Genomic DNA, 24,336 nt, shown 5'->3' with positions numbered 1-24,336 from the left:
CGCACTGTACCCGTGAGATGCGCACCGAATGCGCAATTCCAAGGATCTGTGCGCACTGACTCCGCACGGTAACTAGCTTCCGGCCCATGGCCATTCCGAGTCCAGCCCGGGTACGTGGGAAGTACGAACAGCCGATGGCGTCAGTCCGCTACGACGACGCGTCGGTACGGAAGGTCCCGTTCAAGGATCTGCGGTTGGCGGATTTCACATGGTCGGTTCCGTGGCGGAGGTTCCGCTCCGTCCACGGCCAGTCGCACTACTCGGGTCGGTACTCGTCGGCGACGATGGCCGGGCCCGTGGTCTACGAGAGCCGCTTGGAGCTGGCACGGCTTCTCCTGGCTGACATGGATCCTGCCGTGCGTGGGATCTATGCCCAGCCGTGCCACCTGACCGCCCGGGTAGGCGACCGGGTGCGTCGGCATGTGCCGGACTTCCTGCTGGTCATGGAGTCGGGAGTGGTGCGGGTGGTGAACGTCAAGCCTGCGGATCGGCTCACGGATCCGAAGATCACGGAGGCGTTGGCCTGGCCGGGTGAACTGGTCGAACGGCACGGTTGGGAGTACGAGATCTGGTCCGGAGCGGACCGGGTGGTTCTGGAGAATGTCCGGTTCCTCGCGGCCTACCGTCGCCCGGGCGTGGTCCCGGAGGCCGAGATCGAACGCGCTTGGGAAAGCGTGCAGGACGGTGACCGACTCGGTGTCGCCGAGCGACGGCTGGCAGCTGGGCGTCCCGACCACGAGGCACGGCCACCGCTCTTGGCACTGGTGTGGTCTGGCCGGCTGACCACTGATTTGTCCCGTCCGCTGAGTAGCGACTGGGTTCTGCGGAGGTCGGTGTGAACGCCTGGACAACGACTCTTCGGACAGGTCTACCGCTCACCTATGACGGCGAGCAGTTCACGATCGCGGAGATCGAGGGCCGCCGCATCCTCCTTCAGAAGATGTCGGCGGAGTGCCGCCCTGCGTGGCGGCAGGTCGACCTGTCGGTGCTGCTGGCACACCCCTCTACCGAGTTCCTGGTGGAGACCTCGCCTGCGGAACCGGCAGCCGCAGCGTTGCTGGGCGGTCTCAGTAGTGCGGAGGACGATGCGCTCACCGTTCGGTTCCGGCATGTGCAGGAAGTTCGCTTCGGCTATCAACTGGGTTCTTCCGAGCTGGCTTTGGAGGGTGAGCCTCGGCCGGACTATGCGCCAGGGATGCCTTTGATGCACCGGTACCGAGCAAAGGCCGCCGAGCTCGGAGTCGACCCAGCGACGGTGCGCCGATGGGTGTCCAAGGTCGAGAGGGACGGGCCGGCCGGGCTGGTGAGCAAGCGCCGGCCCCATAGCGTGCTGGATCGGGTGGATCCGCGCTGGCTGGAGATGGCACGCACGGTGATCGGGGGCCTGGAGAAGTCCAGCCGCCCTGTCCGTGGCCTGGTGCTGATGGAGATCGAAGAACGAGTGGCCAAGAAGTACGGCCGCGATGTGGTGAGCGTTCCGAAGCAGACCACCGGCTACGCACTGCTGAAGGAACTCAGCCGGGGGACCAACGCGTTCGAGGGCAGCACGAAGGGGAAGCGGTCCATCGCGAACCGTCCGCAGGGGGTCTTCGGCAGGCTGCGGGCGACGCGGCCGGGTGAGTACATCGTGCTGGACACCAACAGCCTGGATGTCTTCGCGATGGAGCCGGTGACCTGCCGGTGGGTGCAGTGCGAACTCACCGTCGCCATGGACCTCTACAGCAAGGTGATCACTGGGTTACGTCTGACGCCGGTGTCGACGAAGTCGACCGACGTGGCCGGTGTCCTGTTCGAGACGATCCGACCGCGGGAGGTGTCATCTGCCGGAACGGGCGAGCCGCTTCCGTACTGCGGGGTTCCTTCCACGGTGGTGTTCGACGCGGAGAAGCTGGTGGACGCGCACGGCCAGCCGCTGCTGCCCGCAGTCGCGGCGGAGACGATCATCTACGACCACGGCAAGATCTACGTCTCGAACCACATCGCGAGCGTCAGCGCGAAGCTCGACATCTCCCTGCAGCCAGCTCGCCCTTATACGCCGACCGACAAGCCGGTGGAGCGGTGGTTCAAGACGTTGAACCAGGGACTGCTGGCGGCACTCCCCGGCTACAAGGGGCCGGACGTGCACAGCCGGGGAGAGAAGGTGGAGGACGAGGCGTACTTCTTCCTGGACGAGCTTGAAATGATCATCCGCGAGTGGATCACTTTGATCTATCACAGGCGGCACCACAGGGGGCTGACGGTCCCGGAGGTCCCGGGCCTGAAGCTGAGCCCGCTGGAGATGTTCGAGCACGGTGTGAACCGGGCGGGCCCCTTACGTATCCCGTCCAGGCCGGGCCTCGCGTTCGAGTTCCTGGAAGAGGAGTGGTGCCCCATCCACCACTACGGGGTGGAGATCAACGGGCTCCGCTACAACGGGGACGGGCTCGACGACTACCGCAATCAGATCAGCCCGCACCGCGGCGAACAGGCCGGAAAGTGGCCCCTCGCGGTGGACCGCGCCGACATCAGGAAGATCTACTTCCAGGATCCGAAGCAGCCACATCTGTGGCACACCCTGGACTGGGAACATGCCCCGGCATTGAACGGGCCGGCCAGCCTGGAGGCGTTGAAGTACGCGCGCCGGATCGCGGCCAGGACGCATCGTTTCCCGGACACCAAACGCGCCCTGATCGAGTTGTTGGAACGCTGGGGCGCCGGACTGACCGAGGACCGGACCGAGCGGCGCATGGCGGTGCGACTGTCGCAGGACCGTCTGCGGCTGGTCGGCGAAGACGACCCCGAAGCCGACGCGATCGCCGAGCTTCCTTCCGTGCGCCGTCTGGCAGCGCTCAGTTCGCCGGAAGCAGGAGCGGGCCAGGAGGCAGCACCGGATTTGCAGGTCGTCGCGTCTGCGGATGAGGACCTGGGCGGGGACGACGACGAGGACGAGGAGTGCGAGGCAGTCCCGGCAGACGAGGAAACTGCTGTCCTGGTCGATGAGGATGAGTACTACGCCGACGTCTGGGACAGCCGTTGAGTACGGCGGACGGCATCGAGCCGTTCGAGGGCGATGACCGCCAGTACACCCCCACCCGGCTGCCGGGCTGGCTGCAGGAGGTCAACGGCCCGGACCGCATCCAGCCCCCACAGTTCACCCGGACCCAGCTCGCAGAACTCTCGCCGCGGGATCTGCTGGTGCACAACGACAACCGGGAGGTCTGGCACGCCAACATCGGCCCGATCGACACACCCCAGCTCCTCGCACTGCACGACGCCCTGGCCGAGATCGTCGAGTCGAACCGGCAGGACGGCGACAAGACCAAACCCGCGGCCCTGGTGGACGCCTACCCGGGACTCGGCAAGAGCACAGCGGTGCGGGACTACGGACGCAAGCTCTTCCGCAAGCAGGTCGCCCTGCGCGGAGAGACGACACCGAGCGGAGACCGCCGGGTCCCGGCCATCTACATCGCCTTGAGCGGGAACACACAGATCCGCGGGCTGAACGCGGCGATCTGCCGCTTCTACGGGCTGCCGACGTCCGGGAACGCCGACACCCTGGCCGAGCGGGCTGTGGACGCCGTGCTGTCCATGAAGACGGCCGCGATCGTCATCGACGACATCCACTTCCTCGCCGGGGCGAACTCCAACTCCATCCGCATGGCGAATCAGTTGAAGTACCTGGCGAACGTCCTCCCCGTCACTCTGATCTACGTCGGCGTCGGTGTCCAGCAGCGTGGTGTCCTGCGCGAGGGCTTCTCCGGCAAGCAGACCGAACTGGCCCAGTTCGGGCGCCGCACCACCCCGCTGACACTGCCACCGTTCCAGATCGAGGACGACGAAGGCCGCCGGCACTGGCACACCCTGCTCAAGACGATCGAGCAGAAACTCGCCCTGGCCGAGAAGTACCCCGGGATGCTCGCCAGGGACCTGTCGGACTACCTCTACGCACGCTCCACCGGGCACTTCGCCTCCCTCATGGCGCTGATCAACCGCGGCTGCCTGCGCGCGATCCGCTCCGGCCACGAGCGCCTCGATGGGGAGCTGATGAACCAGGTGAAGAACGACGCCGCCGCGGAGGCAGCCCGCAAGGAACTCGAAGCCGCGATCGAGGCCGGCCTGCTCACCACCCGCCCGGCGTCCCCGGCTGAGCGCCGCAGGAAGTCGGCATGACGCGGTGGACGGACGAGCGGATCCCTCTCTGGGTGCCGCCCGTCGAGGGTGAAGCCCTCGACAGCTGGATCGAGGCATACGCTCGCCGGCTGGCCGTCAGCGGTGGAGAGTTCACCCGGTTCCTCGGGCTGTCCGGGACGGACCCGAGGTTCATGGTCCGCAGGCTGACCAACGCCGAACGCGACACCCTCGCCCGACGCACCGGGCTGACGCCCGACGCGTTGGCCGCGATGACACTCGACCGGTTCGACGGTGTCACCGTGGCCATCGACCCGGACGATCGCAGCATGGGCAGGCCGCCGGCCTGGCGGCACTACGGCTCACGCAGCCGGTTCTGTCCCGCCTGCCTGGCCGACAACCACGGGCGGTGGCCGCTGTCCTGGCGGCTGCCGTGGTCCTTCGCCTGCGTCCGCCACGGGCTGCTGCTGTGTGACTACTGCCCGGCCTGCGGGCATCCTCCGCCGGTCAGCACCCGGGGACGGAGCAGACCGTCGTCTCCCGGCGTCTGCCTGCACGCGACGGAAACCGGACGTGCCATCCGCTGCGGATACCCGCTTGCCCAGTCCCCTGCCCCGGTCCTGCGGCCCGATGGGATGGTGATCGCCGCTCAACTCGCCGTCAGCCGCGACATCCTGGACGCATCGGTGGCAGAGGAGGCCCGCACCCGCGGACAGGAACTCTACGTTCTCGCCCGACGGGCTCTGCGCGGCATCCACGAACTTCCCGCCGCTCCGTCAGTGGTCACCGCGATCCTGGACGACTGCGGCGGCACTCTGCCCGCCCTGGCCGTCCGCGACGAGGCCAGCGACGCCCACAACACCGCCGTCGGCACCGCCGTGGCCGTGATCGCCACCGACCGCAGTCATCCAGCCTGCGACGAGGTCTTCGCCTGGCTGCTGTCCACTCACCGCCCGCGGGTCCCCCGAAGCAACTACGCCACCAGCAAGATCTCCGAGTGGCTGCCCGCCGGGCCCCGCGTGGTCAACCGCATGCTCTCGGCCGCCGACTCCGAGCTCACCTTCATCGCCCGCCTGCGCTACGGCACCGCCACCCCCGCCCCGGCCTGGCCCGACCGCAGTGACGAGGACGTACGCGACCGGGCGTCGAAGCTGCCCGCCATGATCTGGCCGTCCTGGGCCTTCCGCCTCCTGCCCGTCAAGACCGACGCCCCCGTCGCCGGGTTCCGGCGGGCATGCGCCTCTCTGATGCTGCTGCCCGGCACGAACTGGGACTACCTGCCAGCAGCGTCACTCATGGGCAACACCAGTCCCAAGAGCAACCGCCGGGCACTGGACGCGGCGGTGACGCTCTCGGGAGCCGAGACCCTGGTCGCGGTCCTGCCAGAGTTGGCCAAGGCCCTGGACAGCCACCACGTCCCGATCGACTATGCCCGCCGTCGCAGACTCTTCAGCCCGGACAGCGTCGCCTTCGATCACAACGCCTACCAGGAGCTCTGCCGACGCCACGGCTGGCGATCCCATGCCCCCATCCGCATCCAGCGCCTGTACTGGCAGCTGGCACGACTGCTACTCGGCGCCGACCCCGGCGCCGCCTCGCGCACACCCGCTGGGCATGTGTCCTTCCACTACCGGCTCCATCCCGGCCTGCACGAACTCCTGCACCAGCAGGCAGCCGCAAATCTAGAAGCCCACGGCATCGACGAACCCGTCTTCTGGGAACCCCCACCAGCCTGGGTCACGGATCCCAGCCTTCCGCCCGGCCCCGAGACGATCAACGGCCGCCGGCTCACACAGCATGCCGCCGGCGGACCGGAGCCCGCCGAACTCGCCCGCCTGCTCGGCCTGGACGACGCCCGTCTCCTCCTTGCCGTCGAGACCTTCGGCACCACCGCACCGCGCCCCGTCCAGCAGCGGCCACCGGCCCCGGGCCGACGCACACCACGACAGGGAGTCCTGGCCCCGCAGAGCCTCAAACAGCTCTACCAGGAACAGCAGTTACTTCAACACCACATCGCCGAGCTGGCAGGTTGCAGCATCAGTACCGTCCGGCGCGCACTCGACGAAGCGGGCATCCCGATCCGCCAACGCCGCCCAGTCGGCCACCTTGAGAAGACCGTCTCTCGCACCTGGCTGCAGAAGGAGTACCACGACAAGGGGCGCTCTTCACCCGACATCGCCCGCGAACTCGGCGTTCACAAGAACGACATGATGCGGCTCATGCGCAAATGGGGCATCCCTCGACACCCCACCGGTCAGTTCACCAACCCCTTTGCATCGCTCGGCACCGATCTGTCCCCCGCGATGCACGCCGTCAGCAGGACGAAGAACTGCATCCAGCGCCTACGGCACCTCACGGTGACTTCCAGACACCGCACTCTTCAAGACGCCGCTGCCGAACTCGGGGTGACCTGGGGCACTCTCAACTACCAACTGAAGCGAATCGAGGAGACGGCAGGCTTCACCATCATCGGCACCGGACGCTCCCGCCCCCTCACCATCACCGAAGACGGACGCCGCTTCCTCGACGAAGTCACCCGTCTCCTCTCCCTCCTCGACGACAGCACCGCTCCCCGACCAGTTCGCCCTCATGCCTCACTGCATAGCTCAGTCTCCGACCGGCCTCCAGGAAGCGGACAGCCGGGTCGTGGATTGCCAGCCCCACAGGCAGAGCAGCACGGCGCTCATGCTCGCTCCTGCCGCGAGGACGAGGTAGAGACTGTCCGGTACAGGTTGCCTGCCGCCGACAGTAATGGGAGCGGTCAGCCAGAGGGAAACCACGCTCCCGAGGGCCGCCGCCACTAGCGTGGGCGCCAGCAAGGTCCAAGCGGCAATGGAACCGAAGATCCCATTGCCACCGGCGAGAACTGACAGCGGTGCCACTTCCCGGCCGAAGCGCAGAAATTCAGCGAGAGCGGTGAAGCCGATGGCCAGTACGGTCAGACAGGCGCCGATCAGCCCGAGCAGCCGTACCCATGCACCGGACGCCGCAAGATCCGTGGCGCCCATGAGCCAGCTGTTTCCCAAGGTCTCCGCGCTGGCCCGCATTCCCAGGTGTGCGCGTGCCGCCTCTTTCAGCCTGGGCACCGACATGTCGTCTCCCGATAGGGAGACAGCGAGCAGAGTCAGCGATTCACCGGCCATCGGCTTGGCCCCGTCCACCCGGCCCTCCTGCGCGACAACTTGGCCATCTGTCCCGCCCCCGGTCCATCGGAGAAGTTCAGCGATGCGCGCATCACGAGGCTTCCCGTCCATGGCGGGCCCGCCCCCGGCACAAGACAGGCCGATAGACTTGAGAGCCACGCAGGAACCGGTGAGCGCAAGGGTTTCATCGCCGTTTCCACTCGGAGTGGTCTGCCGTGCAAGCAGCAGACCCGCATCGGAGGGAAGCGCAGCCGTGAACTCCCGTATCCGCTCCCTGACTTCGGAGTAAGGGGAGATGGTCACCAGCGAGGTGCCGATGCGGTCCCGTGTAGTCATGGCGTTTACTGCATTCTCGCCCAGCAATCCTGTCCAGAGCTGAGCCTGGGCGGCGAGTCCGATCATGACGATCACGGCGGCGACGAAGCGCGCGGTGACCCTGGTCTGAGCAGCCATCCTACGTCCCGCCACCAGCATCCCCGGGCGCCCCAACTTGCCGCCCACGCGGGCGACCTGCCCACCGGACCAGCCAGTCAGAGCGGCAACAACCGAGGGAAGCGTCGTCAACACCCCCGCGACACCCAGTGCGTAGACCGGCAGGCGCAGGTCGTCGCCGGCAAGTTCTGATCCACGCACCGCGAAAAGCATGGCGAACGGAAAGAGCCAGGGCAGCCACGGGCGCTGACGCTGAACGCGCGACGCGGGACGTGTGGAGCCCTCTGCGAGACGGCGAGGGTGCAACAGCACGGCCGCCATCGCCAGCACAACGAACGCAGCGACACCTGCAGCCGCCAGCCATGGCACCGCACGCCGTGCGTCTTGAACGCTGAGGGTGAAATCGACCCAGGGAAACGGTATGTCGGTGACAAGAGAAGGACTGATGACAACCGCTGCTCCGGCGAGACCGAGCAACGCGGGGACGACTACCTCACCCACCGTGAACACCATCCGCGAGCCCATCCCAGCTCCCAGGGCTTCGAAGAGTGCCAGCCTCTTCTCCCGGGCCGCCGAACCGATACGCACGGCGGCCACGACAAGGCCAGCAGCAGGCAGCAGGGTGAACCCGGCCAGCCCCGCACCGAAGACCGAGAAGTCGGGGATCGACATGCTCTCACCAAGCGAAGCGATGCCGTCCCGCCGCAGCCCGAAGGCCGCGACCGGGTGCATGTCCTGCTTGTCCAGCAGCTTTGCGCGGGGCCGAATGTAGGCGAAGCGTTCCTCCGGCGCCTCTAGCCCTTCCACGCCGATGGTGCCGGCCAGCGTGCCGTAGCGAGTCCGGATGCCTTCCCGCTCGCCTGCCTTCAGCAGAGCCGGAGACAGTACAGCCTCACCTGGTTCGGGCCAGCGGGTGAGCCCCGGAGGCAGCGGCGCGTCTGACGTCAGGGGTTCGATGTACACCACGGCGTGCTGGCGCCCGTCGACGTCATCGGTCCCCCAGGACCACAGCGCCACGGCCTCGCTCTGCTGCGATTCGCTGAGCATTTGCGGCGCCCGGGCAGCACCCCGGATCTCCCGGCCCTCATACGTGGCGTGCGCGAGGGCAAGTCCGCTGAGGGCCAGGGCGAGCAGACATGTGGCCAGGCCGATTCCCCAGAATCGCAGGCGCCCGCCCTCAGCGGAGAGCATCGTCTTCCGGCCCGCTTGAAGGAGCTGGAGCACAAGGGAGCGGCGCTTCACCGCGCAACCCCCGCTTCTGCAGGTGCAGGAGTCAGGCGTCCGTCCTGAAGCAGGAGACGACGCTGAGCGCGCGACGCCACGGCATGGTCGTGTGTGACGACCACGAGTCCGCAGTTCCAGCGGTCCGGCAAGCTGTAGAGCAGATCGGCAACAGTCTCACGGCTAGTCGAGTCAAGCGCTCCTGTGGGCTCGTCGGCCAGGAGAAGAGCGGGCTTGTTGATCAACGCACGAGCCACAGCGACACGTTGACGTTCACCACCGGACAGGGCCCCCGTGTCCATCGCGTCGGCCGGCACTTTCAGGTCAGCAAGCAACTGCTCGGCTTGAGCAAATGCCTCGGCACGCGCGACCCCGGCAAGCAGGGCAGCGACAGCGACGTTCTCCACAGGCACGAGCTCCGGAAGCAACTCACCGGACTGAAACACCACACCGATCGACTCCCGCCGGTGTCGCAGCAACCGTCGCCCGGAGAGGCGATCGATCCTCTCACCGCGCACCAGCACCGAACCCTCGTCCGCCTTCAGCAGGCCCAGCACGCACATCAACAACGTCGACTTCCCGCTGCCGCTCGGCCCGGAAATCGCAACCGACTCCCCGGAGTTCACTACCAGATCGACAGATTCGAGGATGATACGGTCGCCCGCCCGGTACCGCAGATCACATATCTCAAGCACCGCTGAATCCGCCGATTTCAATGTTCCCGCTCTCACACGTGCCGTCTTTCCTCTGAGCGTGAAGGCGCGTAGCGATTTTGACTCACCACGCGCCTCCTGGAGCGCACTTCCTGGTTCATGCGATGCACCGGTAGATCGCTATACGTCTACCGGATACGCGTATCTTCAGTTCCGAATCAGTCGGTGTCCCAGCCACTGCAATCATCAGGCCAGTTATTGATGTACTCGCAGGCCTTTATGCGCCAGATCTCACTGGAGTGATAGGCGCTCTTGTTTGAGTATCCGTTGCCCCGCTTCTCCCACAGAGTCGTGACGTCGTCATTGAAGTACGGGTACGAGTACTGGGCCTTGACCGGGTGGCCGTCCGCAGACCTGTCCTTGATGTTCGCGTAGTGACGAACACTGCCTGACGTCCAGGCATAGGCCCCGTCCGTCCCCGCGTCGATCTCTCCGGCGAATGCCGGCGTGGACATCGTGAGTGCAGCCACCGCAATCACGGCTGCCGCCATCTTCTTCATTTCCATGAAACCCTCCCCTTCGTCAACCTTCGCCCCGTCCCCGACAATGACTATCCGCCATTCGACTCGTCGACGTCAGTCGTCATCCCAGGCGCTGCACTCATCGGGCCAGTTGTTGATGTACTCGCAGGCCTTTATCTTGAGAACCCACGACCCGTAGCCGCTGGCATTGCTGTACCCGTAACCGCGCTTCTCCCACAGAGTCCGAAGCAAATCGGGATCGTTCCAGCGGTAGTACTGAGCCTTGACCGGGTGCCCGTCCTTCGCCGTGTCCTTGATGTTCGCATAATGATCGTCGCTCGAGGTCCAGGCATACGCCCCGTCGGTCGACGCATCGAACGCGAATGCAGGGGCAGACGCAGCAAACGCTGCCACCGCGAGCACAATTACAGCGGTTCTCTTGACTTTTATCATTACTAATCCACACTCCCCTTCGATTCCATTAGCATATTCCTAATGCGAGTCCTTGCCATGACGCCCCCCGTACTTCGGCAACCCAACTGGAAGAACCACGGAATCTCCCTTCAAGTAATTCCAGTGAAGTGACCGGACTGAAGGTCCTCTGCATAGACCGCACGGAAGACGAGCAGCACTTCACCTAAAACTTTTGCCACTCATCAACTAAACTTCCTCCGCTGCCACTCACCCTATTTACAGCTGCGGACCGCGGAAGGCGTAGCATCAAGGCGCAGTTCACCATCAGGCATGATGTCAACCGTCACAGCCTCGATTGAGCTGCCCACGGGAGGGAAATCCACTGGATCGATCTGCTCTCCCGGTTCGGCGAGCAGCACGAGGTCGATAAACGCCAGGCGTTCTGGGATGTCAGGAGAGATGATCTCCACATCAATTCCGAACCTACCGCGATGCCCAGTGACAATACACCGAACTAGCTCACGCGGTCGAAGTCCTCGCGATTCCCATTCCTGCTGTCTACTGCCCATCAGCGCAACCTTCCGTCATCTGTCCACGCACCAATTCCCGGCTGATAATTCCACCAGATCACGTCATCGATCTGCTCATTGAAACGCGGAATCTCCGACGTAGGAATAATCCACTGGAATTGCCCTGGCCTGTTGTCGTGCGTTCGACGATATCGGTCAGGATGAAATTCCTTCAAGAAGCCGGGCTTCATGACGAACTCATGGTAGCCGTTTTCGTATATTCCCTGTGCGGCGTAGCGCTCTGCCACCAAATCACTCTCACCAAGATAGGCGGTTCCCTCGTGTATGCGCCCATCTGAGGATTGATATGAGGGATGGTTGCCCGCATTCAGCCCCCGCGCTTCGGTTGCACGGTTGCCCTTGAGGGGGGACCGGAAGAGGCTGATGGGCGGATTACCTGCATAGACCTTGACCTTGGCAGGGAAGAGTCGGATGCCCTTGAGGGCTCCCCAGGCGGGTTTGACGAAGTTGCCGAGGCCACCTGTGAGGGCGCCGACGATGAGGTCGGTGGGTGTGGTGGGCTGGCATTGGGCGGTGTTGATGGCCCAGGTGAGGCCCATGCCGATGGCGGCGTCGGTGACGGTGGCGACGGCAAGGGCGCGGCCGCCCTGGAGGCCGAGTTGGGTGGCGAGGGCGGTGCCGGCGGGGGCGAGGAAGCCGCCGATGGCGCCGACTACTGCGCCTTGTCCGGTGGCGGCGGCGAAGTCTCCCCAGTTCCAGTCGCCTTCGTGGGTGAAGGCGTAGGCGGTGCCGCCGATGAGGCCGCCGATGACTGCCCCGATGCACATCGGGCATTGCCCGGTGGGGTCGGCGAGGTTGGTGGGGTCGTTGTCTGCGTAGTTGTAGGGGGACTGGTTGGGGTTGTCGGCTGCAGCGAGGAGGGGATCGACGCTGGTGAAGCGTTGCTGGGTGGTGTCGTAGGAGCGGGCCCGCAGCAGCATGCGGTCAGGCAGGACGGGGTCGGCATACTGGCCGGTGTAGGTGAAGGGGCTGGCCTGGCCGTCGCCGGTGGCGGTGGCCTGGCCCCAAGGGGTGTAGCTGTAGCTCTGGGTCGGGGCGCCAGTGCTGTCGTAGACGCCGTCGGTGGAGCCCTGGCGGGTGTGGGTGAGGAAGTAGTCACTACCGTCGACCTGTATGGACTGTGGCAGACCGACCGGGTCGTGCTGGTACTGGCCGAGCAGGGTGCCGGAGGCGTTGGTCTCAGTGGCGATCTGCGGCAGCGGGTTGTTGAGGTCCCAGTGGGTGGTGCGGGTCGTGGCGCCGTTGGCGGTGGTGACGGTGCGGTTGCCGTCGGCGTCGTAGAGGAAGCCGTATGTGCCGCTGCCGAGGGTGGCGGTCTTGATCCGGCCGACGGGGTCGTAGGTGTAGGTGTCGGTGCCGTCGGTGGTCTGGTTGCCGTCGGCGTCGTACCCGTAGGCGGTGGTGGCCGTGCCTGTGACGGTCTGCTTCAGCTGGTCGGCGGCGTCGTAGTCGTACGTCGTGGTGGTGCCGTCGATGGCGGACTCGGTGAGGTTGCCGACCTGGTCGTAGTCGTGCGTGGTGCCGCTGCTGCCGGTCAGGCAGGGGGTGTTGGAGGAGTCCGTGCAGGTACGGGTCAGACGGCCAGTGTCGTCGTAGGCATAGCGGGTCGGAGAGCCGGTGCCGGGCTGGTCGGCGGTGACACGGCCGTTGGCGTCGTAGCTGTATGTGTGGGTGCCAGCCGGCGTCGTGGCCGTGGCGAGACGTCCGGCCGCGTCGAAGGTGCGGGTCTCGCTGCTTGCGGTGGTGGTGGGCAACGCCGCGCCGGTGAGGTGGCCGGCCGCGTCGTACGTGTAAGTGACCGTCTTGGAGTTGAACTTCTGGGTCTTGACCCGGTTGTTCTTGTCGTACGTGTAATAAGTCGAGTCGCCCTGCGGGTCGTACCGGTACTTGAGGGTGCCGTCGGTGTTGTACAGGTACTTGAAGGGCTTGGACGCGCCCGGTGCGGTGATCGTCGCGACCTGGTTGTCGTTGTTGTAGGTCAGCGTGCGGGTACCGGTGGCGTCGGTGACGCCGGTGGGGCGGGAAGCATCGTCGTAGGTGACGCTCACGCCTGGTGTGCCGTCGGAGTAGGCGACGGCGGTGGGCAGGTTGCGGGCGTCGAAGGTGGTGGTGATGGTCTGCCCGCGCGCGTTGGTGATCTTCTGGCGGTTGCCGTCCGGGTCGTAGTCGTAGGTGACGGTCTTGGCGAGCGGGTTGGTCAGTGCCGTGAGGCGGCCCTCGGCGTCACGGCCGTAGGTGGTGGTGTGGGTGTTGGCGTCGGTTCGGGTGGTGAGGTATCCGGCCGTGTTGTAGCCGAGGTTGGTGATGCCGCCGTCCGGGGCGGTGACCGTCATCGGGCGGTTGAGCTCGTCGTACTCGTACAGCGTCGCCTTGTCGCGGGCGTCGGAGACCGAGGTGACGTTGCCTGCGGTGTCGTAGCCGGCGCTCTGCTTGTTGCCGAGGGGGTCGGTGACCGTGGTGGGGTTGCCGGCCTTGTCGAATCCGAAGGTCCAGGTGTATTTGGCTGGGTCGGCGCCGGTGACGTTGCCGCGGGCATCGACCATGCTGGTGCGCAGCCCGTCGCCGTCGTAGCCGTAGGTGGTGCGTTCGCCCTCGGGGGTGACCTGGGCGGTCAGGTTGCCGTCGTCGTCGTACTCGTAGGTGGTCTTGTAGCCGTCGTTGCTGGCGGAGGAGAGCAGGCGGCCGTTGTCGTCGTAGGCGAGCTGGGCGGTGATCTGGTTGAGGGCGTCGTAGATCTTGGTGAGGTTGCCGTTGTCGTCGTAGCGCGCCTGCCGGGTGTGGCTGAGCGGGTCGGTGACCGTGAGTGGCCGGTTGTCCGCGTCCCAGGTGAAGGCGGTGGTCTTGCCGAGGGGGTCGGTGACCGTCTTGCGGTTGCCGACCTTGTCGTAGCCGATGGTCCAGGTGTAATCGGCCTTCGTGGCGCCCTCGACGTTGCCGCGTGGGGTGACCAGTGCGGTCGGGTTGCCTGCCTTGTCATAGGTGTAGGTGGTCGTCGCGCCGGTGCGGTCGGTCACCGAGGTCGTCCGGCCGGCCTTGTCGTGGCCGACGAGTGTGGTCTTGCCCGCCGGGTCGGTCACCGTGGTCAGGCGGCCCGCGTCGTCGTAGTCGTAGACGGTCGTGCGGTTCTTGGCGTCGGTGACCTGGTGCAGGTTGCCGGTCTTGTCGTAGGCGTAGGCGGTGGTGTTGCCACGCGGGTCGGTGACCGAGGTGACGCGGTCGGCATCGTCGTAGGTGTAGCTGGTGGTGTACTTCGCCGGGTCCGCGCCCTCGACGTTGCCGCGCGGGTCGGTGACCGTCTTGACCTGGCCCGAGGGGTAGTACGTGTAGGTGGTCTTGCGCCCCTCGGCGGACGTGAGCGAGGCCAGGTTGCCCAGACTGTCGTAGCCGTACAGGGTGGCTTTGCCGCGCGGCGTGGTGACCGTTTCCGGCAGGCCGGTGGCGCTGTCGTACTGCACGGCCCACTGCTTGCCCAGCGGGTCCGTGACCGAGGTCAGCTGGTTGTCGGCGTTGTACCCGAAGAGCGTCTCGTCGTACTCGCCGCCCTCATGGCTCGCGACATTGCCGTTGGCGTCGTAGGTCCACTCCTCGCTGGAGGCGGAGTTGGCACGGCGCTTCAACCGTCCCGCCGAGTCGAAGGTCCACGTGGTCTTGCGGTATTCGGCGTCCACCGCGCTGGTGCGGTTGAAGAACTGGTCGTAGCGGTAGGTACTGCCGTTGCCGAACGGATCCAGCTGCGTGAACAGGACGTTGTCGTAGTACACGTCCGTCCACACCCCGCCGTCCGGGGCGGTGATGTCGACCTGGTCGAAGGGGCCGTTCTGCGTGTACGCAAACTTCGTGGTAGCACCGAGGGCGTCGGTCTGTGAGGTCACCCGGCCCTGGGCGTCGTAGGCGTTGGTGACGACTGTCTTGGCGCGCGCGTCGGTGACCGAGTCCAGCAGACCGGCAGCGTCGTAGCCGTAGCTCTCGGTGTTGCCGTCCAGGCCGGTCACGCTGGTCAGCCGACCGTCGGTGTATCCGTAGTCGACCACACGGCCGTCTGCCAGGGTCACCTTGTCCAGCAGATCCCCGCTGTAGGCGAGCGTCGCCGTGCGGCCCACCGTGTCCGTGATCCTTGTCGGCTGGGTGCCGGTGTAGGACAGGCTCAAACCGCGCCCCGTACGGTCCTTCCACGCCGTGAGCCGCCCCGACGCGTTGTAGGAGTACTCCGTGTGGTCCGCGGCCGTCACCTTGTAGCCGTCGCCGTCCGCGGCCAGCGTGGAACGCGACTCCCTCGGCGTGGTGAACGACCCGTCGGACTCCTTGGCGTAGGTGTGCCGGGTGCCACCCTCACCGATCAGCACCGCATCGCCGCCGGACTCGAACTGCAGCCGGGTTTCCCAGGGCAACTGCCAGCCCTTGCCCAGCGCACCAGTTACGGTGTTGTCGGAGGAATAGACCCGGCCCACGATCAACGGCACCCCCGGTGCCGGAACCTGGGCATCGGTGAACGCCTCCGTGAACGCACCCGTCGCGGTGTTCACCGGGTCGGCGCGCATCACCGTCGTACCCACCGCACCGGACGCGTCCCCGCACACCGCGCTGCACGCGGCCCCCTCCGGCAGGGACGGCACGATGTAGAACATGTTGTACGAGACGCCGCAGGACTCCTCGCCCGTGGGCTCGTCCATCACGGACGTGCAGACCCAGATCTCCAGGCTCGGCAAATCCTGGGTGCACTCCGTCGTCGGTACCGTGAACGACGCGGTTGCCACCGGGAACACCTTGTCGGTGTTCAGCGTCGGGGCATCGACCGTCTGGCCGAAGTCGAAGTACTGATTGTCCTCCTGGCTCAGTCGGCAGCCGTAGTAGTCGACCTTCCAACTGACCTTGACCGGGTGCACCTCGTCATCGGCGCCTCCGGTCTGCCAGATCGCCGCCGACACCTGCAACGGCTCACCCGGCACCGCCGCACCGATGTAGTTGCCCAGCGCTATCAGCCAACCGCCCTGCTGGGCAGCCGTGTTCCCGAACGGGTCCGCTGTCACCTGGTACAGCGCCCCACTGGTATAGGACGCGGCTGCGGCATTCGCGGTACTCACGAACGATGCCTGTCTGACACTGCTGCCGGATCCGGCAGGCGTCGGCTCCGCCTTCGGGCCAGCCGACTCCAAGTTCCGCTGATTCTGCTTGAGCAGCGCGATCTGCTCTGCCGTGGCCGGCTTGCTCTTGGTCGTGGGCAGGCCGTGCGGCTTCGTCGGCTTCGCCCGGTCCCGGGTCTGCTCACGCCGCTCTTGAGGCGTCACCGCCTTCTGCTGAGCGGCAGGCTGCGGCCCTCGGTAAGCGTAGTCTTCGCCACCGTCCCCGGAACCGTCGGCGGTGACCCGGATCAGCCAGCCGCCGCCCGCAACCACACACAGCACAAGGGCGACGATCAGCACACGCACACGCGCAGACACAGCGCTCAGCACAGCTCCCCCTGTTCACACCGCAGCCGCGGCATGTAGCCCAGCGATCCGAAACGTGTACGGTCCATGAAGATCGCGGAGAGGACGGTACGTAGATCGCGGAACGCGGAACAAGCGGCTTCGCACGCCAGGAAGTTGAAGGATCAGGAAGCTGTCCCCTGCGCAAAGGGAACAGACCTCCTGAAAGGCTGCAAAATGATCGCAGCGATGTCAGTCCGAATGTCCGGCAAGGGTGATTCGGCTGCTCCGATGGGGGCTTGCCGATCCGTCGGAGCCTCGGTCGGGCGGTGGCCACGACAACCGGTATTTGGTTTCCGGACGGGCCTGTTGGCGGCAGCTGAAGCAGCGTGACCCATAGAGCAGGCCAGCACACGCTCGACGAGTTGCGCCGCGTACCACTGGTCATGCCGAGAGCGGCCGGCGAGAAGCTGGCTGCCCCAGCCCGCTCGTGACCAACTCCCACATCCACACCAGCGAGAGAGCGCCCATCCGATCCGTCACCAGCCGACCGGCAGCAGCGAGAATAAGGCATCACGGGCGGCCCAGCGGGCCACACCCGCGTGCCGCCCGGTGCAGATTCCGGTAGAGCCAAGTGAGTCTCGGATCAATAACGGACAGTGACCACAGGGTCTGGATCTTACGAACGAATGCGCACCCCCAACCGACGCAGCCGGTGCGCAACAAATCCGGATTCCGACCTTCCCGGAGGCCGCGGTGTGCACGAAGCGATGGGCCCTACATGATCACCGGGCCGCGCCAAGCCACCGGTCCGCCGGGCAGAGACACCGGCCCACTCCTGCTCCCTTCACACCACGCCCCAACCGCCCGATCAACTCCGGAAGGAATGCCGTGACGACTTCACCGGATATCGAAGTCACCGACGCAAGCGAGCTTCGTCGGCAGCTCGTCGAGCAGCTCCGCGCCGACAGCCACATCCGCTCCGCCGCTGTCGAGCGCGCCTTCCGCACCGTGCCGCGGCATGCCTTTGGCCCCGAAACCCCCCTCACCGCTGCGTACGCCAACGACATCGTCCCCACCCGACACAGCGACGACGGCACCATCACCAGCTCCCTCTCCGCGCCGTGGCTGCAGGCCGACATGCTCGAAGCCGCCCGCATCCAGCCCGGCCACCGTGTTCTGGAGATCGGCTCCGGCGGCTACAACGCGCCCTCCTGCTGTCGGCACCGCCACCGGCCGCCCCCTTCGCCCGCCTCCTCGCCACCCCGCCCAGGCCGCGGCCCTGCTGGGCTGAGGCCCGCCCGGAGCTCGGCAAGCCCAGCTCGCGACAGAGACAGCACACAAGCGGTGGGGGCTGCCTATCGCGTGCACCGCCGCCGTCGAGGAGATCCCGGCGGAGGGGATGCGGCTGAGCTGACCCGACCACCCACCCCGCCTCGACTCCTCCCGCGCCCTTCCCTCTGAGGTAACCGCTATGCCGTTGTCACACGATCACATCCGCACCACCGTCGATTCATACCTCGCGCGCAACCCCCACGAGCGCGAGCAGCTCGGCGCTTTCCTGAACGGCCTCGACCAGACCGGCGACGAGATCGCCAGCCGCTCCACCTTCACCGGACACGTCACCTGCGGCGCGATCGTCGTCGACGACCTCGGCCGCGTCCTGCACGTGCTGCACCTGGCGAGCGGGAAGTTCCTCGTCCCCGGCGGCCACGCCGAGGCCGCCGACGAGTCCTTGGCAGCAACGGCGCTGCGGGAGCTGCACGAGGAGACCGGGATCCCGCCCCAGGCCGTCACAGCGTGGCCCGGCTATGAGACTGTGCCGTTCGACATCGACATCCACGACATCGATGCCCATCCCCGCAAAGGCGAACCGGGACACCAGCACTTCGATCTCCGGTTCCTCTTCCGCCTGCACACCACGACCGACGTGCCAGTCGTTCTGCAGGAGGATGAGGTCGGTGGCATCGAATGGCGTCCCGTGGACCGAGTGACTCAACCGCCCCTGCGCGAGAAGCTGCTCAAGCTCCCAGCAATGACTGAACCGGAGACAGCCAACGCCTCCGCCCTGATTTACAACGACCGCGGCGAGTACCTGCTCCACCTGCGCGACTACTTTCCCGGGGAGATCTGGGAGCCGGGCATGTGGTCCCTGCTGGGCGGCGGCCGAGAGCCCCAGGACGCCTCCCTGGAACACACCGTGCGGCGCGAACTGGCCGAGGAAGCCGGACTCGACCTCGCCGACCTGACTCCGTTCGGCACCGAGTACGCCTCCAACGACGACAGCGCGACCGTACCCATCGCCATCTACGCCGGCCGCTGGAACGGCGATCCCCGCGAACTCCGGCTGACCGAGGGGGTGATGCTGGCCTGGTTCACCCCCTCAGACCTCCACCGCCTGCGCATCGCCGACACCACCAGCGACCTCGTACGGCGCCACGCCGCCAGCCTCTCGGCCAGTGCCGCGCCGCAGAGCGGTCTCTCCTCGCCCGAGGAGCGTCGCCCGGCTTCGCCGAGCGGCACGGTCCTCAACGTCATCGGCGTCCACCTCTACCTGGAGCGCCCCGACGGGACGGTTCTGCTGGGGCTGCGTCACCCCAACTCCGCGTTCGCGCCGTCGACCTGGCACGTTCTGGCCGGCCATTGCGAGCAGGAGAACGCCATCGCCTGCCTGATCAGGGAGGCACGGGAAGAAGCCGGCCTGAGCATCGAGCGCCAGGACGTCGAACTCGTCCACGTCGTGCACCACATCGACCGCGTCGGGGACCGGCCCCGCATGGGCCTGTTCTTCCGTGCTCGCGCCTGGAGCGGCGAGCCGGAGCTGCGAGAGCCGGACAAGTGCACCGCGTGGAAGTTCTGGGACCCCGCCGCCCTCCCCGAAGACCTCGTCCCCTACACCCGGGTGGCCATCGAGAAGATCCAGAACGGTGAGTTGTACAGCGAGACGGGCTGGCCCGCATGACCAGCACCCCGGGCGGCGCCCCAAGTCGCGCGTCCGCTACGACTGCGACCGGGCGTCCGGACACCCGCCTCATCGTGATCCGCGGCAACTCGGCGTCCGGCAAGTCGAGCGTGGCCCAGGGCCTGCGAGACCATTACGGGCGCGGTATCGCGATCGTGAGCCAGGACATGATCCGCCGGAACGTGCTCAGGGAACACGACACCGCGCGCGGCGCCAACATCGCCCTGCTGGGCAGGATCGCCCGCGAAGCCCTCGACGCCGGCTTCCACGTCGTACTCGAAGGCATCCTGTACGCCGACCGCTACAGCCACATGATCACAACTCTGGTACGGGACCACCGCGGCGTCTCCGGCTGCTACTACCTGGACGTGCCCCTGGAGGCAACGTTGGTCCGGCACGCATCGAAGGCGGATGCCGCTTACCTGGCGCAAGTCACCGACGACCACCTCGCTTCCTGGTACCGCGAGCAGGACCTGTTGCCCGGCGGTCTGGAGACCGTGATCCAGGCCGACAGCACTCTGCAGGACACCGTCGCGCGGATCGTGCGCGAAACCGATCTGGCCTCTGCCTCCTCAGTCCCGCCACCGCAGTGCAAGCAGTCACAGGGAGACTCGATGAACCCTCTGGTGTTGATGTCCGATCCGCGGGTCGCCGCGATCCCGGTGCACGAGTGCGGGGAACCGCTCGTCGACGTCCGGGACCACGGCTTCCGCGTCGACCCCCGCAAACAGGATCCGCTGGGCGCGTACGCCCACGTCCGCGAGGGCGTCCTGGCCCGGCTGCAACACGCCCGCTCGTTCCTGCCCGCCGGCACCGACCTGCTGTTCATCGAGGGCTACCGGCCGCTTGCCCTCCAGCAGCGCTACTTCACCGAGTACCGGGACGAGCTGGCCGCCGCCCATCCCGGCTGGACAGCCGAGCAGCTGCACCAGGCCGCCAGCCGGTACGTGTCGCCGCCGGAGATCGCGCCCCACTCCGCCGGCGCGGCCGTGGACGTGACCCTCGTCGACCAGGACGGCCACGAACTCGACCTCGGCACCCGCGTCAATGCCTCCCCGGAGGAGAGCGACGGCGCCTGCTTCACACACGCCCCGAACCTCAGCGACCACGCGCGCCACCACCGCACGACGCTGCTCAACGCCATGGAGACCGCGGGCTTTACAAACTACGGGACCGAGTTCTGGCACTTCTCAGCAGCGGACCGGTACGACGCACTGATGCGGCAGGAGCCGCACGCGCGCTACGGACCGATCGAACTGCATTAGCGCGTCGGCGAATCCGTCCACGCCCTCGCCGCCCACCCCGATCCGGAGACGCAGGAGCGCAGCCACCGCTCCAACGCCGGTCACGACCACAAACGTGACGGACGGAAAGCATCGAACGGAGGCTCATATGCCCGACGACACCCAGCAGGAGCTCCAAGCCGTTCCCAGCCCGTCGGCCCCAGTCGAACCGCCCGAACACCCCACATGCACCTGCTCGGGCGGTACTACCGGCAAGTGGAAGCAGGTCGCAAAACCATCGAAGTGAGGGTGGCCAGCACGAACAAGCGCAACATCGGCGTCGGCGACACAGTCGTCTTCCACGACCGGGATACCGGACGGGAACTCGACGTCATCGTGCAGCGGATCACCCCGTACTCCACCTTCGAGGCCCTGCTCCGCTCGGAGGATACCCGTCGCATCGACCCGGACGGACCGCCCAGCAAGCTGCTCACCAACCTCCGCGACATCTACCCGCCGGCTAAGGAAGCCCTTGGCGTTCTCGCCCTCTCCTTCGACCACCGTCCGGCGCGGCCCGGCCGCCCCATGCCGATGACGGCTGAGGAGTACGCACACGTTGTCCCCCACCACACGGTGTACGGCTGCCTTTACATCCGCGACGAGCATGACCGGCCGGTCCAGCTCCGCTCGGTCTACGGCTCCAGACTCTGGCAGTTCCCGGGCGGCAACCTCGACGCCCCCGGCGAGGACCCGCTGCAGACCGCCCGGCGCGAGGCGGTCGAGGAGACCGGCCTCGAACTCGGTCTGGGCACACCGAGGCTGCTCCTGACGCATTTCCTGCACGCCGGGCCGCGCCTGCCGCTGAACAAGGTGGGGCTCATCTTCGACGGAGGGCGGCTGGCCGCCGACGAACTCGGCCGGATCCGGCTCGATCCCGCCGAGCACGACATGTGGGCCGTCCACGACCTCGCGACCTGGCAGGAGCTGATGGCGCCGCGCACCTTCGCCCGCCTCAACGCCATCGAGCAAGCCCGGCGCGGCGAGGGCCCCGCCTACCTGATCACGCACACCTGACCCCTGAACACCCGCCCACCAGGGGGCAACCGTGCCCGCCGAGGAGACCAACACCCGGGCCTGGCAGATCTACGGCCAGCGCCAACTCGCTCACTCCTACACCCCGCCCGTCCCCGAGCGGCTCGGCTGGACACCCTGGGAAGAGATCGGGCCGGGAGCAGAAGTCCTCGGCGACATCACCGGTCGCCGCGTTCTGGACATCGGCTCCGGGGCCGGCCACCACGCCGTCCACCTCGCCCAGGAACACGGAGCGCGCGTCACCGGCATCGAGCTGTCCCCGACCCAGCACGAACGCGCCGTCAGCACCCACGCGGACGTGGACGGCGTGGAGTTCGTCCATGCAGACATGGCCGAGTACCTGGCCGGAGTCAAGCCGTTCGACGCCGCGTACGCGATCGGGACGCTCGCCTTCATCGACCCGCACCGCTCGCTGCCGGCACTGCGCGACGGCCTGCGTTCCGGCGCCCCGCTGATCCTCTCGCTCCTGCACACCGACCTGCACGGACGCGGCCCGTCCACCGAAGTGGCACCGCGCGAGCAGATGATCCTGCTGCGCAACGACCCGCCCCTGCCGACGCAAATGTGGGTCCTAGCACCGCAGCTGTGGGAGGACCTTCTCACCGAGTACGGCTTCCGCGTCGAAGCCATCGATCTGTTCCCACATCCCGACGAGAGCACCACGGTCATCCAGCAGCTCATCCGCGCCCGACGCCTTCCAGACCGGCCTGCGCGCGTCTCTAGCCGACCCCGCAGCACCCGAGCCCCGGCCGCCCACGCAGCCGTCGGCGTCGGCGCGATCCTGCTCAGCGAGCAGGGCATCCTGCTGGGCCGACACCGCCGCGGCACACTCGAACTGCCAGGCGGAAGCGTGGAAGCCGCCGGGGAGTCCTTCGAGGACGCGGTCGTCCGAGAGCTCTCCGAGGAGACCGGTCTGGTCGCTCGGAGCAGCGACGTGGAACTGCTGGGCACACTCGTCGACCACGTCGAAGGTGTCTTGCGGATTACCGTCGGCGCGCTCGTCCACGCTTGGCAAGGTCGGCCAACCACGCAGCCAGACGAGAGCGTCGGCGACTGGGCGTGGTACCCGCTCGATCAGCTCCCCGACGGCCTGTTCGTATGCAGCGCCCAGATCCTCACGTCCTGGCGGCCCGACCTTCCCGTCGACCATCCACCGGCGCACTTCACTGCCTTCGCCCCAGCCAAGTAGGCCGTCTTGACCGACAAGCCGCCCCGGTGCCCTCCCGTGACACGACGAAGTGCGCACCCCCGGTACGCCGCCTTGGGGCTGACCACGGGGGGCTGGGATCGCCGCGGTCGTCGACGGCGGGATCCGCCCGCATGGCCGGCACATGACCATCGTCGACTGCCCCGCGAGCCGCAGCCCGCCTAGAGCGGAAGGGCACCGTCCACGCCCGCGCCGTTGAAGCCGCTCTCGCCCCGCCGGGAGGACCGCATGTGGGCTGACCTTGCCCTTCGCACGAATCGCCTGGTGCCCGACGCGTCTGTGGCTGCCGTCGCCGAGGCGCTCGACGATGCACCAGGCTGGTGCTGTTCGGCCAAGCCGCCGGGTCGGGCATTCTGCTCGACGACCCATCGGAACTCGCCGATGTCGTACGTGCAGTGGAGAAGATCCACGACAAATACGTCCAACTCCGCGAGGCGGAGCATCAGAGCCCCACCACCCGCGTTCCATCCGATTCCTGGCCAAGGAGATTCACATGCCCCGAGCACCCTTCCAAATCCTCGTAATCCCGTTCCGCCGGGTCGGCGAGCAGATCGAATTCGCCGTTCTGCGCCGCGAGGACATGGACGTCTGGCAGGCAGTCGCCGGCGGCGGTGAGTCAGGCGAGAGCCCGCAGCAGGCCGCCGTCCGCGAGGCGCGCGAAGAGCTCGGCCTCGACCGCCCAGTCGCGCTCTACCCACTACAGACCACCGCCAGCATCCCCGCACGCTTCTTCGCCGATCGGAACAGTTGGCCGACGGGAACCTACGTTGTGCCTGAGTACTCGTTCGCTGCGGACCTCACCGACATCGAGATCAAGCTCTCTGACGAACACACCGCCGCCCAATGGCTGGGCTACAAGGCGGCTAACGACCTGCTGCGATTCGACAGCAACCGCACAGCGCTGGGCGAGCTTCACGAGCGTCTGCTGGCCGCCGACCTGCCTCGATCGATCGAGTGACCGTGGTCGACGCACCGCCCAAACGGCTGCGCATAGTGATACCGGCCAAGGCTACGTCGGCCTGCCTCTGGCCATCGAGGCTGCCCCTTTTGACTCGGCCTTCTCCGCCTCGACGGCAGCCTTCTCAAGTGCGCCGAGGACGTCCTCGCCCAGGTGCATCCCGGCCATGTCGTGGTGAGCGCGCGCGGTGGTGGAGTCGATGCTGACCAGGGACAGATCGATCTCACCCCGCTTCGCCGTTTCCGCGGTCAGGCCCTCCAGGAGGACCTCGAAGACACCGGCGTCGCGCCACTGCCGGAAGCGGTTGCGGACGGTCGACCAGGCACCGAACTCCTGCGGCATCTCCCGCCACTGACCGCCCGTCTAGAACCGCCATATCACGCCCTCGAACTGCTCCCGCAGTCGCTA

Annotated in this window: 15 protein-coding genes and 1 pseudogene; 10 read left to right on the top strand and 6 right to left on the bottom strand. The window is 66.9% G+C overall.

Going from position 1 to position 24,336, the window contains the following annotated elements; genetic code table 11:
- Positions 1 to 134 precede the first annotated feature (134 nt).
- Genes GA0115233_RS23710 through GA0115233_RS23695 form a run of 4 tightly spaced genes read left to right on the top strand, consistent with a single transcriptional unit; the run spans position 135 to position 6,911 of the window.
- Positions 135 to 839, top strand: coding sequence for a TnsA-like heteromeric transposase endonuclease subunit (locus GA0115233_RS23710; RefSeq protein ID WP_093722296.1), 705 nt, complete (start codon positions 135 to 137; stop codon positions 837 to 839).
- Positions 836 to 3,016 (top strand): helix-turn-helix domain-containing protein, encoded by a 2,181-nt coding sequence (locus GA0115233_RS23705; protein WP_093722295.1) that lies wholly within the window; start codon positions 836 to 838, stop codon positions 3,014 to 3,016. The genes GA0115233_RS23710 and GA0115233_RS23705 overlap by 4 nt, the downstream gene beginning before the upstream one ends.
- Positions 3,013 to 4,149, top strand: coding sequence for an AAA family ATPase (locus GA0115233_RS23700; RefSeq protein WP_093722294.1), 1,137 nt, complete (start codon positions 3,013 to 3,015; stop codon positions 4,147 to 4,149). Before GA0115233_RS23705 ends, GA0115233_RS23700 begins: the two co-directional genes overlap by 4 nt.
- Positions 4,146 to 6,911, top strand: coding sequence for a TniQ family protein (locus tag GA0115233_RS23695; RefSeq protein ID WP_093722293.1), 2,766 nt, complete (start codon positions 4,146 to 4,148; stop codon positions 6,909 to 6,911). Before GA0115233_RS23700 ends, GA0115233_RS23695 begins: the two co-directional genes overlap by 4 nt.
- A gap of 2,009 nt (positions 6,912 to 8,920) precedes the next feature.
- Here GA0115233_RS23695 and GA0115233_RS23690 read toward each other — a convergent pair.
- The 5 genes from GA0115233_RS23690 to GA0115233_RS23675 all read right to left on the bottom strand — a co-directional run bounded on the left by GA0115233_RS23690 (position 8,921) and on the right by GA0115233_RS23675 (position 16,162).
- Positions 8,921 to 9,634: an ABC transporter ATP-binding protein gene (locus GA0115233_RS23690; RefSeq protein WP_255310325.1), complete on the bottom strand. Its 714-nt coding sequence runs from the start codon at positions 9,632 to 9,634 to the stop codon at positions 8,921 to 8,923.
- A 140-nt stretch (positions 9,635 to 9,774) separates the two neighbouring features.
- Positions 9,775 to 10,122 (bottom strand): hypothetical protein, encoded by a 348-nt coding sequence (locus GA0115233_RS23685; protein ID WP_093722291.1) that lies wholly within the window; start codon positions 10,120 to 10,122, stop codon positions 9,775 to 9,777.
- A gap of 69 nt (positions 10,123 to 10,191) precedes the next feature.
- Positions 10,192 to 10,530 (bottom strand): hypothetical protein, encoded by a 339-nt coding sequence (locus GA0115233_RS23680; RefSeq protein ID WP_141689562.1) that lies wholly within the window; start codon positions 10,528 to 10,530, stop codon positions 10,192 to 10,194.
- Positions 10,531 to 10,763: 233 nt separating this feature from the next.
- On the bottom strand, positions 10,764 to 10,961 hold the full coding sequence (locus GA0115233_RS40690) for a hypothetical protein (protein ID WP_141689561.1): 198 nt from the start codon (positions 10,959 to 10,961) through the stop codon (positions 10,764 to 10,766).
- Positions 10,962 to 11,059: 98 nt separating this feature from the next.
- Positions 11,060 to 16,162 carry a DUF6531 domain-containing protein gene (locus GA0115233_RS23675; RefSeq protein WP_141689560.1) on the bottom strand — a complete coding sequence of 1,701 codons (5,103 nt, stop codon included), beginning with the start codon at positions 16,160 to 16,162 and terminating at the stop codon, positions 11,060 to 11,062.
- A gap of 1,080 nt (positions 16,163 to 17,242) precedes the next feature.
- On the opposite strand from GA0115233_RS23675, the gene GA0115233_RS41850 reads away from it, so the two are divergent.
- The 6 genes from GA0115233_RS41850 (at position 17,243) to GA0115233_RS23630 (ending at position 23,928) form a co-directional block, all read left to right on the top strand.
- Positions 17,243 to 17,950, top strand: a complete 708-nt coding sequence (locus GA0115233_RS41850) for a hypothetical protein (protein ID WP_313895791.1) — start codon at positions 17,243 to 17,245, stop codon at positions 17,948 to 17,950.
- 10 nt (positions 17,951 to 17,960) lie between these two features.
- Positions 17,961 to 19,448, top strand: coding sequence for an NUDIX domain-containing protein (locus tag GA0115233_RS23660; protein WP_093722288.1), 1,488 nt, complete (start codon positions 17,961 to 17,963; stop codon positions 19,446 to 19,448).
- Entirely contained in the window at positions 19,445 to 20,713 is a 1,269-nt protein-coding gene (locus GA0115233_RS41170; protein WP_255310322.1) for a M15 family metallopeptidase, read from the top strand. Before GA0115233_RS23660 ends, GA0115233_RS41170 begins: the two co-directional genes overlap by 4 nt.
- Before the next feature lie 267 nt (positions 20,714 to 20,980).
- Entirely contained in the window at positions 20,981 to 21,745 is a 765-nt protein-coding gene (locus GA0115233_RS23645) for an NUDIX domain-containing protein (RefSeq protein ID WP_255310321.1), read from the top strand.
- Between the two features lie 31 nt (positions 21,746 to 21,776).
- Complete coding sequence (locus GA0115233_RS23640) at positions 21,777 to 22,952, top strand: bifunctional class I SAM-dependent methyltransferase/NUDIX hydrolase (protein WP_093722286.1); 1,176 nt, start codon at positions 21,777 to 21,779, stop codon at positions 22,950 to 22,952.
- A gap of 511 nt (positions 22,953 to 23,463) precedes the next feature.
- Positions 23,464 to 23,928 (top strand): NUDIX hydrolase, encoded by a 465-nt coding sequence (locus GA0115233_RS23630; RefSeq protein ID WP_093722285.1) that lies wholly within the window; start codon positions 23,464 to 23,466, stop codon positions 23,926 to 23,928.
- Positions 23,929 to 24,024: 96 nt separating this feature from the next.
- Here the strand turns inward: GA0115233_RS23630 and GA0115233_RS23625 are convergent.
- Positions 24,025 to 24,336 (bottom strand): annotated as a pseudogene (locus GA0115233_RS23625) (transposase); the annotation flags it as partial.

Source organism: Streptomyces sp. DI166 (genome assembly GCF_900091315.1).
Classification (GTDB): Bacteria; Actinomycetota; Actinomycetes; order Streptomycetales; family Streptomycetaceae; genus Streptomyces; species Streptomyces fuscus.
Note: the sequence above shows the minus strand (reverse complement) of the source record. Positions and strands in the feature narration are given on the sequence as shown.